Raw genomic sequence first — 14011 nt, 5'->3', positions numbered from 1 at the left:
CCGGCGGCGCTGGTGAGGGGCGCGGCGGACCGCTGGGGCGGGTGACGGACGCGGCGGACCGGCCCAGGCCGTGGAGGCCACCGAGGGGTGAGCCGGGCGGGCCGCCCCGGGTGGCGGGCCGCCTCCGCACGGCCCGAGCCGGGCACATGACGGTCCTCCTCGGGATCGTCACCTTCGTCCCCGGTGTCGTCCTGATCGACTCCCCCTTCGCATCGGTCGCCGTCCTCGCCCTCGTGGGCGGCATCCGGCTGGTGGTGGTCGGCGTCGTCGAGATCGTCACCGGACTGCGCACCCGGGGCCGGGCCGAACGGGTCCCCCGCGCCGTGTGAGCCCGCGCCGTGTGAGTCCGTGCCGGGCTCTGCTCCGAACGGGCGGTTCTCCCGCGCGGTGTGCTGAACGCCGGGCGTGTCGCGGGCAGATGACCAGCCATGAGCAGCACCGCGAGAAACCTCCCGCACCACCGTTCCTGGCTGCGGGTCCTCGTGCTGCTGCTCGCCGTCCTGGTACCGGGCGCGCCCACCGCGGTCTGCGCGCCCGCACCGGTGGCCGCCGCGGAGATCGTCGAGTACGACGCCCTGGACGCCCTGCGTGCCACCGGGGCCGCCGCCCGCCGTGCCGCGGCACCCCGCCCGGCCCCGGCCCCCGCCCTCCCCCGCGGCCGCGTCACGCCCGCGCCGCCCCGGCCGCCGTGCCCACCGGCCGCCCCGGGCACCCCGCGCACGGTGGTCCTGCGCTGCTGACCCCCCGCTCCGCACCGAGGAGGACCCGTCAGTTCGACGCTTCGAGAAACACAGGACTCACACCATGCCGACAGACCCGTACGCGGTCCTGCGCGCCCTGCTGCGCGCGGAGGCCGCACGCAGCACGCCGAAGCCGCAGATCAAGATCACCGACCGGCAGAAGGGGCGGCCGATCCCGGAGGACGACCGGGGTCACTGACGCGCGGGGCGGAGGCGGGCCGCCTCCGCCGTGCGGTGCGGTGCGGAAGGAGGAGAACCTGCCCCCAGCCCGATCCCCGTCCACCCGATCCCCTTCCGCTCGGACCACGGACCACGAGCTACCGACCACGGGCCACGGGCCACGGCGGCATCGTGAACACGCCGCCGTCCGCGACCGGTTCGACGGCAGAACGGCCTCCCGGCCCTCGGCACCGGCGCCGCGGCGCCATGCGTTCAGCGGGCTCCGCGCACCGTACGGGCAGCACACCCGGCACGCCCCCCGCGCGCCCCTCGCACGCGCCGCCCACAGCCTGTGCACAGCCGTCGCGGGACGCGGACGCCGTCACCGCCCGGGGCCCGGCCGCCACGCCACCGCCGACCGGACGGGCGGGCACCGGGGGGGCGCGGCCGGGTCGCGGCGACCGGCTCGGGGAGCACCGCTCCCCCTGAGGACGGTGCCGACGACCTCGCCGCCCCTCGCACCGGCTGCCGCCCCCGTCCTCGGCCCGGCCGGCAGCCGGGCCGAGGACGGGGCCGGTGAAGGCGTGGCCACAGCGGTTCCGGCGGCCTCGCCGACAGCCATCCCTTCCCTTGTGCCCCGGTTCGCCACCTCTTTTCCGGCCTCACACTCCGCCGCCATGGCTGCGCCCGGAACGTCAGGACCGGTAGGCTTTCCGTGTGATCTTCAAGCGCATCGGAAACGGCCGGCCGTACCCCGACCACGGCCGGGAAAGCACCCGGCAGTGGGCGGACGTCGCGCCGCGCCCGGTCCGCCTCGATCAGCTGGTGACCACCAAGCAGCAGCTCGACCTGGAAACCCTGCTCGCCGAGGACTCCACGTTCTACGGCGACCTCTTCGCGCATGTCGTGAAGTGGCAGGGCGACCTGTACCTCGAGGACGGACTCCACCGCGCGGTCCGAGCCGCCCTCCAGCAACGCCAGGTGCTCCACGCGCGGGTGCTCGAACTGGACTGAGCCGACCCCCGGACAACCCGACCCGACGCGTCCCCGCCCGGGGCCGGTTGGCCCTTTCGGGTGCTCTGCACCCTATTGAATGATCATCTAGTAGGCACGGCCGCCCCGGCGCACTACGCTGCGCTCATGAGCATGCTGACTCCTCCCGGCATGGGCGGCCAATACCGGATCACGGGGGACAAATACCCCCGGATGCGCCCGTCCCGGCGACGCGGCAGGCTGGTCGGCGTCGCCGTCGCCTGCGGAGCCGTGCTCGGCGTGGCCGGCTGGGGCACCCTCCAGCTGATCGACGTCTTCACCGGCGGCGGGGGCACCGCCTCGGCGGCCGCCGCGAAGGCCGGCTGCTCGACCAAGGCGAGCCCCGCGGCCACCGCGGCCCCGGCCGTTCTGCCCAGGCCCGCGCAGATCACCGTGAACGTCTTCAACGCCACCACGCGCAGCGGCCTCGCCAAGACCACCGCCGACGAACTCGAGAAGCGCGGCTTCCGGATCGGCGAGGTGGGCAACGCCGGTCCGCAGTACGACAAGAAGGTCACCGGCACCGGCGTACTGCTCGGCCCGGCGGCCTCACTGAACACCTCGCTGCCGGTGCTGGCCACCCAGCTCACCGCCGCCGAGCGCCGCACCGACGCCGCCCGCAAGGGCACCACGATCGACCTGATCATCGGCAACGGCTTCAAGGCGCTGACCAGCCGACCGGAAGCGACCAGGGAACTGACGGCCCTGGCCGCACCGAAGCCGACGGCGACCGCGAAGAAGGGCTGCTGAGCGCCGTACCCCACCGGTACGGCGGTGGTTACTCGGCCGCGCCGTACAGGCGGTCGCCCGCGTCGCCCAGGCCCGGGACGATGTAGCCGTGCTCGTTGAGGTGGTCGTCGACGGCCGCCGTGACGACGGTGACCGGCGTGCCCGCCAGCTCGCGTTCCACGATCTCCACGCCCTCGGGCGCGGCCAGCAGCACCACCGCGGTCACGTCGTCGGCGCCCCGCCTGATCAGCTCGCGGATCGCGGCGACCAGCGTGCCGCCGGTGGCCAGCATCGGGTCCAGGACGTACACCTGACGGCCGGACAGGTCCTCCGGCATGCGCGTGGCGTACGTGGAGGCCTGGAGGGTCTGCTCGTCGCGGATCATTCCCATGAAGCCCACCTCGGCGGTCGGCAGCAGCCGGACCATGCCGTCCAGCATGCCGAGGCCGGCCCGCAGGATCGGCACCACCAGCGGACGCGGGCGGGCGAGCTTGACGCCGGTGGTGCCGGCGACCGGCGTCATGATGTCGACCTGCTCGGTGCGCACGTCCCGGGTGGCCTCGTAGGCGAGCAGGGTGACCAGCTCGTCGGCGAGGCGACGGAAGGTCGCGGAGTCCGTGCGGCGGTCGCGCAGCGTGGTGAGCTTGTGGGCGACCAGGGGGTGGTCGACGACGTGGAGACGCATGTCCACAACAGTAACCGGGCCCGAGCGGCCCGGCGTCCCCACACACAGTGAGCCTCTCCCCTCGCCTGAACTGTTCGTCGGCATCAAACCGCCCTTCGGAGGGAAGGTGGGGGGAACGGACCAGGGTGGTGGACCAATGCCTGACCTGCCAGAGCGTGCGGCGCCGCAAGCGGAGGAGCCGCAGGAGAACCCGTCGGAGGAGCCGTCGGAGACCGAGGCGCAGCGCCGCAGACGACGCGCGCAGTTCCTGCGTGAGCTGGCCGAGGCCCGCGAGCTGCGCGACCGCGTCCAGCCGCGCCGCGCGAAGACGGCCCGGCTCCGACACGCGATGCGCATGCGCACCTTCCGCTGGTAGCGGTCCCCTCGGTCCCCGTGGGGAAGACCGCCGACGTCACGCGCGTTACGGGGGTGGGCGTGCGTGGCCGCACGGCAAAGCCGCGTACGATCCGCGGTGGTGGCAACGAGTGCGCTGGTGAGTTGCTCGCGGGCGTCCCCGTGGACCCGCGGTCAAAACGTCCGGACACAGGGAGCCGAAGACGTCCCCTGGACGCCTTGTTTCTGCCACGATTCCGAGTGGGTGGGGCTCGGAGCCTGAGCTCTCTCCGCCCGTAACCTCCGCCGGGGGGACCCCCAACCGGCACGCCTAAGACCAGTGGGAGTCACGGTGTACTTCGCCGCACTGCTCGCGCGCACCGAAGACGGGTGGGAAGCGAGCGACACAGAGCTCGACGATGTGGAAACCCTGTCGGATCTCGCCGACCTGGCCCGGGAAGCCTCTCCGGACGAGGACACCGTCCTCGTGCTGATCGAGCAGGAGGACTCCTGGTTCGGGGTCGTCCGCATCGACGGCGAGGAGGACCCGCGCATCTTCGTCTCCGACGCAAGCGCCGCCGCCCGCAGTTCGTACGGCGAGATCCTGCTCACCGACGAACTGCTCGGCCGGGATCCGGGTGACGCCGACGACCTGGACGCCCTCGACCTCGACGGTACCGAGGACGGCGACGCCGAGGACGACGACACGGACGGCGCGGGAAGCACCGGTTCGGCCGAGGCGGTGCCGCACGGCCCGGTCGGCGACGCCGGCATCCTCGACGACCTCGGCGTCGGCGAGAAGGAACTGAGGTCGCTGTCCTCGGACGCGCTCACCGAGATCGCCGAGTCCCTCGGGGCCTCGGAGGTCCTGGAGACCGTCCGCTGACCGCACCGACCGAAGAGGGCCGGCCCGCCGACCCCGTACGTGACCGGTGGCGGGCCGCGATGCGGCTCGCCCTGGACGAGGCCGCGCTGGCCGCCCGCGGCGGCGACGTCCCCGTCGGTGCCGTCGTCCTGGCCGCCGACGGCACCACCGTCCTCGGGGCCGGCCACAACGAACGCGAGGCGGGCGGCGACCCCACGGCCCACGCGGAGGTGCTGGCCCTGCGGCGGGCCGCCGCGCGGACCGGCCGGTGGCGGCTGACGGGCTGCACGCTCGTCGTCACCCTGGAACCGTGCACGATGTGCGCGGGCGCCCTCGTCCAGTCCCGCGTGGACCGGGTCGTCTACGGCGCCCGCGACGACAAGGCGGGCGCGGCCGGCTCCCTCTGGGACGTCGTCCGTGACCGTCGGCTCAACCACCGCCCCGAGGTCGTCGAGGGCGTCCTCGCCGCGGACTGCGCCCGGTTGCTCACCGAGTTCTTCCGCTCCCGGTGAATCCGATTTCAAAGCGGGGCTCACCTTGTTGTAAGGTCTCTCTCGGTAGCGTGTCCGAGCGGCCGAAGGAGCTCGCCTCGAAAGCGAGTGTGGCGCAAGTCACCGAGGGTTCAAATCCCTCCGCTACCGCTGATGACACCCCCTGAACCGCGGCGACACGGGTCAGGGGGTGTTCTGCTGTGCGGTGGGTGCGGTGTCCCCGCGAAACGCCCCGCCCGTCGTGGCGTTGGTCGGAAGAAACGACGTGAGGGTTACACTCGCGGCCGGCAGCAGGGGGCCCCAGGGGCAGCATTCAGAGGGAGGCCGCGGTGGCGGTGAACGCCAAGAAGATCGCCGTCTACGTGATCGTGGTCTTCGTGCTCTACGTGATCATCACGGACCCGGAGAAGGCGGCGGACTACGTCCAGATAGCCTTCGAGGGCATATCGGACGCGGCCAGCGCCATCGGCGACTTCTTCACCTGGCTCGCCGACGGAGCGAAGTAGCAGCCGGCAGCCGTACTCACCGGGAGTGCCCCTTGATCCGCCATCTGGTCCTCTTCAAGCTCAACGAAGGCGTCACCCGCGACGACCCCCGGGTGGTGGAGGGCGAAGCCGCCTTCCGCGCCCTGGGCGGACAGATCGAGGAGCTGCGCTTCTGGGAACTGGGCTGGAACACCAGCGACCGGCCCATCGCCTACGACTTCGCGATCAACTCGGCGGTCGAGGACGCGGAAGCCCTGAAGCGGTACCTCGAGCACCCGACGCACCAGGCGGGCGTGGCCCTCTGGCGCGAGTTCGCCACCTGGGTGGTCGCCGACTACGCGTTCTGACGCCGCGGCCCGACCGGACACCTGACTTCGCGTCCGTCTCGACTTCGCGCCCGTCTCCGCACCCCCACCGTCGGCCCCCGCCCTCGGCCTCCGGCGCGCGGACCGGACCGTGCCGCACTGAGCCCTCCGCCGGAACGGCGGGGGGCTTTCGCGCGTCCTGCGCCCAACTTCTCCCTCAACACGGTCTTATGGGGTACTTGCACACACTGCACATGTCTTGTGATGCTATGACCGCTTTTGATGGATGAGTTGACCGATGTTGATCTGACGAAGAGGTGGCGTTGACCGTGTCGGCCAGTACTGCGCCGCCTCAGGAGGAGGCACCCGCCCCGACGCCCGAACGGCGCCGCGGCGCGGACACCCGGGCACTGACCCAGGTGCTCTTCGCCCAGCTGAAGAACCTGCGACCGGGCACCCCGGAGCACGACCGCGTGCGCGGGGCGCTCATCGAGGCCAACCTCCCGCTCGTACGCTACGCCGCCGGCCGCTTCCGCTCCCGCAACGAGCCGATGGAGGACGTCGTCCAGGTCGGCACCATCGGCCTGATCAACGCCATCGACCGCTTCGACCCCGACCGGGGCGTGCAGTTCCCGACCTTCGCGATGCCGACGGTCGTGGGCGAGATCAAACGGTACTTCCGCGACAACGTGCGCACCGTCCATGTTCCGCGCCGGCTGCACGAGTTGTGGGTGCAGGTCAACAGCGCCACCGAGGACCTGACCACCGCCTTCGGCCGGACGCCGACCACCGCCGAGATCGCCGAGCGGCTGCGCATCGCCGAGCACGAGGTGCTGTCCTGCATCGAGGCCGGCCGCTCGTACCACGCGACCTCCCTGGAGGCCGCACAGGAGGGCGACGGGCTGCCCGGCCTGCTGGACCGGCTCGGTTACGAGGATCCGGCACTGGACGGGGTGGAGCACCGCGACCTGGTCCGCCACCTCCTGGTCCAGCTCCCCGAACGCGAGCAGCGGATCCTGCTGCTGCGCTACTACAGCAATCTGACCCAGTCACAGATCAGCGCGGAACTCGGGGTCTCCCAGATGCACGTCTCGCGCCTCCTGGCGCGCAGCTTCCAGCGGTTGCGGTCGGCGAACCGCATCGACGCCTGACGGCCCTCGCCGGGCCCTCCACGGGCGGCGACAGCCCTTCGACGGGCGGCAGCGACTCCCCGGCGGGCACAGCTCCCCGCAGGCGGCGACAGCACCCCCGGCAGACCGCGACGGCACCCCGGCGGGCGGGGGCAGTTCCCCGGCGGGTGAGGGCAACGCCCCTGCAGGCGGGGGCGCGTGGTCCTTCAGGGTGAAGATCCGCAACCGAACGCGGGAGCGATCCATCACCGACAAGGGCGAATCACACAGTGGGGCGCTTCCCGGCCGAACCGTGCTGAAAAACCGTCACACCCCCTCTTTCCAGGGCCTATTCGCGATTCACATGTCGACATGTCACTACAGCGTGTTGCCGACATGTGACATTCTGCCGGAAGCGCGTTTGCCGGGGCTTCGGCTCCGGTATTCAGGTGAAGGCTGGCGTTCCTCGATCCGGAGCGTTCGCCACGACCGTCCCGCGACCCAAAGGGGGTGGCATGTCCGCAGACCAGGGCAGCTCGAAGGTGCTCATGCTCACGAAGAGCGAGTCCGCGCCCACCGAGCCCGTCACGCCCGTCGAGCCCGACGTGCTCGACGACGTCACGGCCCTCGAGGCCGCTCCCGTCCCGGCGCTCCCGGCCACGGGAGCCATCGACACCCGCACCCTGTCCCGCTCCCTGTTCCTGCGGCTGGCCGCGCTCGACGAGGAGAGCCCCGAGCGCGCGTACGTCCGGGACACGCTCATCGAGCTGAACCTGCCGCTCGTGCGGTACGCGGCAGCACGCTTCCGCTCGCGCAACGAGCCGATGGAGGACATCGTCCAGGTCGGCACCATCGGCCTGATCAAGGCGATCGACCGCTTCGACTGCGAACGGGGCGTCGAGTTCCCGACCTTCGCGATGCCGACGGTCGTGGGCGAGATCAAGCGCTTCTTCCGCGACACCTCGTGGTCGGTGCGCGTCCCGCGCCGCCTCCAGGAGCTGCGGCTGGCCCTCACCAAGGCCAGCGACGAACTCTCCCAGAAGCTGGACCGCTCGCCGACGGTGGCCGAACTGGCCCTGGTCCTGGGCGTCTCCGAGGAGGACGTGGTCGACGGACTGGCCGTCGGCAACGCGTACACCGCCTCCTCACTCGACTCGCCGGCTCCCGAGGACGACGGCGGCGAGGGCTCCCTCGCCGACCGCCTCGGCTACGAGGACACGGCGCTGGAGGGCGTGGAGTACCGCGAGTCGCTGAAGCCCCTGCTGGCCAAGCTGCCGCCGCGTGAGCGGCAGATCATCATGCTGCGCTTCTTCGCCAACATGACCCAGTCGCAGATCGGCGAGGAGGTCGGCATCTCCCAGATGCACGTCTCGCGTCTCCTCACGCGCACCCTGTCCCAGCTCCGTGAGGGCCTGATCTCCGACTGAGCCGTGGTGCGGGCCCGTCGCCGGGTCCGCACCTCCGTTCGCGGGCTTGACTTCTGACGGACAGCCAACGGCACCGGCGCGATACGCAGGCCGACGTGGACCCAGGGCCGCCGGGGCGCCGTACCGGGCGCGTCGGCGGCCGTCGTCACAGGTGCGGAGTCCTGTCGGCGGACGGACGGCGGCCCGGCCGTCCTGGCCGTGGGCGATCCTGAACGCGCCGCCACGGACCCCCGGTGGCGCGAGCAGATGACGCTCGCCTGCCACAACTCAGGTGGTGCGCCGACCTGTTCGGACTCGGTCACACCGGAGACGCACCTCGTCGGCGCCCCGGGCGGCGACCGGGCGGCGATCGAGTCGACGGAGGAGTCCTCGACGCCGGTCACCCCGAAAACCCGCGAGCGCGGCACCTGGACGGTCCGCGCGGACGCCTGGCGGGCCTCCTGGGCATGCACGTGGAGACACGGGCGCGTCGGTACGGGGGGAGAGCGACTGCGCCGGCCGGTCGGGGGGCGCGGGTGCCGGCCGGGTATGAAGCCCAGGGCGGCCGCCCGCCGGGGCGTGGAGCCGGGACGCACGCTTGCGGGCCGGTCAGGACGGGGGTCGGTCGGGCGCCGGACACGAGGGCAACGGGCGGGCGTTCGCTGGACAGGCCCCTGAGGTCCAGGTCCGGGGGCCGCCGCGGACGCGTGGCGCGCCCGGTCCGAGCAGGCCGTCCGGTCCGAGCGAGCCGTCCGGTGTGGTCGGGCCCGCCCCGGGCGGGCGCCGCCGAGGGGGCCGCACCGCCGGGGCGCGCCGTCCCGTCCGTTACTTCAGCGCCAGCCGGGCCACCGCTACTTCAGCGCCAGCCAGGCCACCGCCGCCACGATCGCCACCGCCGCGACGACGCCCAGGATCAGGCCGAGGCGGGGGCCGGCCGGGGCCGGGGCCGGGGCCTGGCGGGATGCCTGGGGAGTGCCCTCGTCGACGAACGCCCGGAACATCTGGGTGCTGCCGGCGGGGTCGTGATTGCCCTGGGGGCCCTGCGTGTTAGCCATGCTCCGAGACACTAGCGAAAGCGGCCGGGGTGTCCCAAGCGGGGGCGCACCGCGACCCGGCCCGTTCGGCCCGCCCCGCCGACTCGGCCCACCCCGCCGGCGCGGCCGGTTCTCCCACCTGGGCGTTTACTTCCGTAACACTTGCCTTTGCCAACTTTTTGCGGCACCCGCCCCTCATTTGTTTGCCTGTAGCAACCAAACGCTTCTATGGTTGCCCTAAGCAACAAAAACGGGAGGTGTGATGGCAGGGCAGGCGCAGTTCGAGGAGCTGGCGCGTCAGCTCAGCGCCGTCGGAGCCGTGAAGCGGGACATCGGACGGATCCTGCCGGCCGACTGCTCGCCCGGCTCGGCGGGGGTGCTGACGCTGCTCGACCGGCACGGTGACCTGCGCATGAGCGCCCTGTCCGAGCTGCTCGCCGTCGACATGTCGGTGACCAGTCGACACGCCGCGCACCTCGCCGAACGGGGCTGGATCGAGCGGTCCCCTGACCCGACGGACAAGCGCTCGCGGATCCTGCGCCTCACCCCCGAGGGCCACGCGATGCTCGCCGAGCTGACCCGCCGCAGCACCGATCTGCTGGCGGAGCGGCTGAGCGACTGGACCGACGACGAGGTCGGTCAGCTCATCGGGCTGATGACCCGGCTGCGCGCCAGCTTCGGCGACTGCCGGTCCACCCCGCACCGGCCCCACCGGCCCCCTCCCGTTCCCGAGAGCGAACACCCACGTGGACCGTCACGTGACCGGACCACCCGTACACCCGCACAAGCGACGTAAGAGAAGGAAGTCCATGGCAACGACCACACCAGCCGGTGTGCGGGCTCACGCGAAGCACGGCGGAGGGTCCGCCAGCGACGCTCCGATGACGCACCGGCAGATCATGGAGGCCCTCTCCGGACTGCTCCTCGGCATGTTCGTGGCGATCCTGTCGTCCACGATCGTCTCGAACGCCCTCCCGGAGATCATCGGCGACCTCGGCGGCGGCCAGTCCGCCTACACCTGGGTCGTCACCGCCACCCTGCTGGCGATGACCGCGACCACCCCCCTGTGGGGCAAGCTCGCCGACCTGTACGACAAGAAGGCGCTCGTCCAGATAGCGCTCGTCGTCTACGTCCTCGGATCGGCCGCCGCCGGTCTGTCGCAGAACCCCGGCATGCTGATCGCCTGCCGTGTGGTCCAGGGCGTCGGCGTGGGCGGCCTCTCCGCCCTCGCGCAGATCGTCATGGCGGCGATGATCTCCCCGCGGGAGCGCGGACGTTACTCCGGCTACCTCGGCGCGACCTTCGCCGTCGCCACCGTCGGCGGTCCGCTGCTCGGCGGTGTCATCACCGACACGAGCTGGCTGGGCTGGCGCTGGTGCTTCTACGTCGGCGTGCCCTTCGCCGTGATCGCGCTGATCGTGCTGCAGAAGACCCTGCACCTGCCCGTCGTGAAGCGGGACGTCAAGGTCGACTGGGCCGGCGCGTTCTTCATCTCGGCCGCGGTCTCGCTGCTGCTGGTCTGGGTCACCTTCGCCGGTGACAAGTACGACTGGCTGTCCTGGCAGACGTACACGATGGTCGCGGGCTCGATCGCGCTCGGGCTGCTCTTCGTGCTCGTCGAGTCACGGGCCGCCGAACCGATCATCCCGCTGCGCCTCTTCCGCAACCGCACCATCACGCTGTCCTCAGCCGCCTCGTTGTTCGTCGGCGTCGCGATGTTCTCCGGCACGGTCTTCTTCGCCCAGTACTTCCAGCTGGCCCGCGACGAGTCGCCGACCATGTCCGGTGTCCTGACGATCCCGATGATCGGCGGGCTCTTCGTCTCCTCCACCGTGTCGGGACAGCTCATCACCCGCACCGGCAAGTGGAAGGCCTGGCTGGTCGGCGGCGGTGTGCTCGTCACGGCGGGCCTCGGCCTGCTGGGCACCATCCGCTACGACACCCCGTACTGGAAGACCGCCGTCTTCATGGCCCTGCTCGGCCTCGGCATCGGCATGATGATGCAGAACCTGGTGCTGTCCACGCAGAACCAGGTGGCCCCGGGCGACCTCGGCGCGGCCAGCTCCACGGTCACCTTCTTCCGCTCCCTCGGCGGTGCGATCGGCGTCTCGGCACTGGGCGCCGTCATGGCCCACCGCATCGGCGACTACGCCCGGGACGGCATCGCGGACCTCGGCCCCGACTACGCCTCCGCCGCTTCGGACTCCGGGGGCTCCATCCCCGACATGGACAAGCTGCCGCTGCCGCTGCGCACGGTCATGGAGAGCGCGTACGGCCACGGCATCGCGGACGTCTTCCTGATCGCCGCCGCACTGGCCCTGGTGGCCTTCCTCATCACCCTGTTCATCAAGGAGGTCCCGCTGAAGACCATGGGCGCGTCGGCGCAGACGGACTCCGAGGACGCCACCGCGGCGACCCGGGCCCCGGCCGCCGTCGCGGCCCAGGCTCCGACTCCCGCCGGTGGGCAGGCCCTCGCCGGTGCCGCCGCCGAGGCCGGTCACGAGGACACGCGGCGGCTCGCCGCCACCGCCGAGGCCCCCGCGGTCTCCTCCGGCGGCATCCCGGTCCGCGGTCTGGTCCGCGGTGCCGAGAGCGCGCCCGTGCCGCAGGCCGCCGTCACGCTGATCTCCCTCGCGGGCCGTCAGCTGGGCCGTTCGGTCGCACAGGCCGACGGTTCCTACGGGCTGGACGCGCCGGGCGCGGGCTCGTACGTCCTGATCGCCTCCGCCGACGGGTTCCAGCCGCAGGCGTCCACGATCGTCGTCGACGGCGAGCCGGTCGCGTACGACATCCTGCTCAGCGGGACCAGCGGGCTCGGCGGCGTCGTGCGGGCCGCCGAGACGGGCGGGCCCGTCGGGCACGCCATGGTCGTCGTCACCGACGTGCGGGGTGATCTGCTGGCCACCGGGACCACCGGTGAGCAGGGCGAGTTCTCCTTCGCCGAGCTGGTGCCGGGCGCCGTGACCGTCGCGGTCAACGCCGCCGGGTTCCGGCCGCGCGCCCTGCCCGTCGAGGTCGGCGCGACCGGGGTGACCCGCGTGGAGCTGGTCCTCGACGCGGGGGCGCAGGTCCAGGGCGTCGTCCGGGCACCGCACGGTCCGCTGGCCGACGCGCGCGTGACGCTCGTCGACGCGGCGGGCAACGTGGTCGGCACCGCCACCACCGGCGTGGACGGGGCGTACGCCTTCACCGACCTGGACGGCGGGGACTACACGGTCATCGCGACCGGCTACCCGCCGGTGGCCACCTCACTGACCGTCGCCGGCACCGGCGTGGACGGCCACGACATCGAGCTCGCCCACCCCGGCGAGTAGCACGACACGGCACCGGCCCGTGGCGGGGAGCGCCCCGCCACGGGCCGGTCTCTTCGAGGAGTTGCGTGAGATGGGACTGACCGCGAGGATCCGCACCCGGGACGGATGGGCCGTGTCGCACGCGGTCGTCACGGTGACCGACATGACGGGGAGCCAGGTGCTGCGCGCCGAGGCCGACGCGGAGGGTGCCGTACGCGACACGACCGCGCTGGCGCCGGGGGCGTACACCGTGATCGTCACCGCCGTCGGATACGCGCCGGCCGCCGCGAGCGCGCTGGTCACCGCGAGCGGCCGGGCCGAGGTCGGCACGGTCACGCTGGCCCGGCAGGGCGGCACCGAACTGCCGCCGCCCGGCCCGTGGACCGTCGACCCGGCGCACTCCACGGTCGGCGCGGTCGCCCAGCACCTCGGCATCTCCAGCGTGCGCGGCCGGTTCACCGACTTCACCGCGTCCGTCGAGATCGCCCCCGACGACGTCGGCACGTCGCGGGTGACGGCGGTGATCCGCGCCGCCTCCATCGACACCGGCAACGGCGTGCGCGACACCCACCTGCGCTCGGCGGACTTCCTGGACGCCGACGCCCACCCGGAGATCACCTACCGCTCGACCGGGCTGACGACCGCGGGACCCGACCGCTGGACCGTCCACGGCGACCTGTCCCTGCGCGGCGTCGTCCGTCCCGTCGACCTGGACCTCGCCTACCTCGGCACCGGCGCCGACCCCTGGGGCGGCACCCGGGCGGCCTTCCGCGCGACGGCCGACCTGCACCGCGAGGACTTCGCCATCACCTACAACCAGGTCGTCCAGGCGGGCATCGCCGCCATCGGCACGACGCTCAAGGTCGAACTGGACATCCAGGCCGTGCAGGGGGAGTCGCTGCCGCAGGCGTGAGCGCGGGCGCGGGCAGGGACATGCGCGCGGGGACGGGCAGGGCCGGCTCCGGCGCCCGCCCCCGCGCCTACGCTGGCCCCATGGCACCGAACATCGCGACCAACACCTCCGTCTCCCTCGACGAGCTGCTGGACTTCGTACGTCCCCGGCACCGCGCGATCCTCATCACCCGGCGCGCCGACGGCAGCCCCCAGACCTCCCCGCTGACCTGCGGGGTCGACGACTCGGGCCGGATCGTCGTGTCCACCTACCCGGAGCGGGCCAAGACGCGCAACGCCAAGCGGGACGAGCGGGTCAGCGTGCTCGTGCTGAGCGACGACTGGAACGGGCCCTGGGTCCAGGTCGACGGCACCGCCGAGGTCATCGACTCGCCCGACTCCGTCGAGGCGCTGGTGGAGTACTACCGCAACATCGCCGGTGAACACCCCGACTGGGACGAATACCGGGCGGCGA

Annotated in this window: 18 protein-coding genes and 1 tRNA gene; 17 read left to right on the top strand and 2 right to left on the bottom strand. The window is 72.5% G+C overall.

The window, feature by feature from the left end; genetic code table 11:
• Nucleotides 1–146: 146 nt before the first annotated feature.
• The 5 genes from ACGFQC_RS11905 to ACGFQC_RS11885 all read left to right on the top strand — a co-directional run bounded on the left by ACGFQC_RS11905 (nucleotide 147) and on the right by ACGFQC_RS11885 (nucleotide 2681).
• Entirely contained in the window at nucleotides 147–329 is a 183-nt protein-coding gene (locus tag ACGFQC_RS11905) for a DUF308 domain-containing protein (RefSeq protein WP_393288093.1), read from the top strand.
• 99 nt (nucleotides 330–428) lie between these two features.
• Nucleotides 429–740, top strand: coding sequence for a hypothetical protein (locus ACGFQC_RS11900; RefSeq protein ID WP_363090856.1), 312 nt, complete (start codon nucleotides 429–431; stop codon nucleotides 738–740).
• 64 nt (nucleotides 741–804) lie between these two features.
• The gene (locus tag ACGFQC_RS11895; RefSeq protein WP_363090857.1) at nucleotides 805–939 is read left to right on the top strand and encodes a hypothetical protein; all 135 of its coding nucleotides are present in this window, start codon (nucleotides 805–807) and stop codon (nucleotides 937–939) included.
• Between the two features lie 677 nt (nucleotides 940–1616).
• Nucleotides 1617–1913, top strand: coding sequence for a type II toxin-antitoxin system VapB family antitoxin (locus ACGFQC_RS11890; protein WP_004943146.1), 297 nt, complete (start codon nucleotides 1617–1619; stop codon nucleotides 1911–1913).
• Nucleotides 1914–2063: 150 nt separating this feature from the next.
• The gene (locus ACGFQC_RS11885) at nucleotides 2064–2681 is read left to right on the top strand and encodes a LytR C-terminal domain-containing protein (protein WP_363090904.1); all 618 of its coding nucleotides are present in this window, start codon (nucleotides 2064–2066) and stop codon (nucleotides 2679–2681) included.
• Nucleotides 2682–2709: 28 nt separating this feature from the next.
• On the opposite strand, the gene upp is transcribed toward ACGFQC_RS11885, so the two are convergent.
• On the bottom strand, nucleotides 2710–3345 hold the full coding sequence (upp, locus tag ACGFQC_RS11880) for a uracil phosphoribosyltransferase (RefSeq protein ID WP_363090858.1): 636 nt from the start codon (nucleotides 3343–3345) through the stop codon (nucleotides 2710–2712).
• Between the two features lie 136 nt (nucleotides 3346–3481).
• Between upp and ACGFQC_RS11875 the strand changes: the two genes are divergently transcribed.
• The 8 genes from ACGFQC_RS11875 (at nucleotide 3482) to ACGFQC_RS11840 (ending at nucleotide 8339) form a co-directional block, all read left to right on the top strand.
• The gene (locus ACGFQC_RS11875) at nucleotides 3482–3700 is read left to right on the top strand and encodes a hypothetical protein (protein WP_363090859.1); all 219 of its coding nucleotides are present in this window, start codon (nucleotides 3482–3484) and stop codon (nucleotides 3698–3700) included.
• A 309-nt stretch (nucleotides 3701–4009) separates the two neighbouring features.
• A complete protein-coding gene (locus tag ACGFQC_RS11870) occupies nucleotides 4010–4543 on the top strand; it encodes a hypothetical protein (RefSeq protein ID WP_363090860.1) in 534 nt (177 codons plus the stop codon).
• 59 nt (nucleotides 4544–4602) lie between these two features.
• Nucleotides 4603–5034 (top strand): tRNA adenosine(34) deaminase TadA, encoded by a 432-nt coding sequence (gene tadA / locus ACGFQC_RS11865; protein ID WP_363090861.1) that lies wholly within the window; start codon nucleotides 4603–4605, stop codon nucleotides 5032–5034.
• 44 nt (nucleotides 5035–5078) lie between these two features.
• Nucleotides 5079–5163, top strand: a tRNA-Ser gene (locus ACGFQC_RS11860).
• A 179-nt stretch (nucleotides 5164–5342) separates the two neighbouring features.
• Nucleotides 5343–5519 (top strand): hypothetical protein, encoded by a 177-nt coding sequence (locus ACGFQC_RS11855; protein WP_363090862.1) that lies wholly within the window; start codon nucleotides 5343–5345, stop codon nucleotides 5517–5519.
• Between the two features lie 32 nt (nucleotides 5520–5551).
• Nucleotides 5552–5845, top strand: a complete 294-nt coding sequence (locus tag ACGFQC_RS11850) for a Dabb family protein (RefSeq protein WP_363090863.1) — start codon at nucleotides 5552–5554, stop codon at nucleotides 5843–5845.
• Between the two features lie 281 nt (nucleotides 5846–6126).
• The gene (locus ACGFQC_RS11845) at nucleotides 6127–6954 is read left to right on the top strand and encodes an RNA polymerase sigma factor SigF (protein ID WP_363090905.1); all 828 of its coding nucleotides are present in this window, start codon (nucleotides 6127–6129) and stop codon (nucleotides 6952–6954) included.
• A gap of 473 nt (nucleotides 6955–7427) precedes the next feature.
• Nucleotides 7428–8339, top strand: a complete 912-nt coding sequence (locus ACGFQC_RS11840) for an RNA polymerase sigma factor SigF (protein WP_363090864.1) — start codon at nucleotides 7428–7430, stop codon at nucleotides 8337–8339.
• Nucleotides 8340–9169: 830 nt separating this feature from the next.
• Here the strand turns inward: ACGFQC_RS11840 and ACGFQC_RS11835 are convergent.
• Nucleotides 9170–9373 carry a hypothetical protein gene (locus ACGFQC_RS11835; protein ID WP_363090865.1) on the bottom strand — a complete coding sequence of 68 codons (204 nt, stop codon included), beginning with the start codon at nucleotides 9371–9373 and terminating at the stop codon, nucleotides 9170–9172.
• Nucleotides 9374–9614: 241 nt separating this feature from the next.
• Between ACGFQC_RS11835 and ACGFQC_RS11830 the strand changes: the two genes are divergently transcribed.
• The 4 genes from ACGFQC_RS11830 to ACGFQC_RS11815 form a co-directional block, all read left to right on the top strand.
• Entirely contained in the window at nucleotides 9615–10148 is a 534-nt protein-coding gene (locus ACGFQC_RS11830) for a MarR family transcriptional regulator (protein WP_363090866.1), read from the top strand.
• 13 nt (nucleotides 10149–10161) lie between these two features.
• Complete coding sequence (locus ACGFQC_RS11825) at nucleotides 10162–12666, top strand: MFS transporter (protein WP_363090867.1); 2505 nt, start codon at nucleotides 10162–10164, stop codon at nucleotides 12664–12666.
• Nucleotides 12667–12736: 70 nt separating this feature from the next.
• Complete coding sequence (locus tag ACGFQC_RS11820; protein ID WP_363090868.1) at nucleotides 12737–13558, top strand: YceI family protein; 822 nt, start codon at nucleotides 12737–12739, stop codon at nucleotides 13556–13558.
• A gap of 80 nt (nucleotides 13559–13638) precedes the next feature.
• On the top strand, nucleotides 13639–14011 hold a 373-nt coding region (locus ACGFQC_RS11815; RefSeq protein ID WP_393288090.1), incomplete at its 3' end, for a PPOX class F420-dependent oxidoreductase.

This window comes from Streptomyces sp. NPDC048734 (assembly GCF_043198675.1).
GTDB lineage: Bacteria > Actinomycetota > Actinomycetes > Streptomycetales > Streptomycetaceae > Streptomyces.
This window is presented reverse-complemented; position numbering and strand designations above follow the sequence as displayed.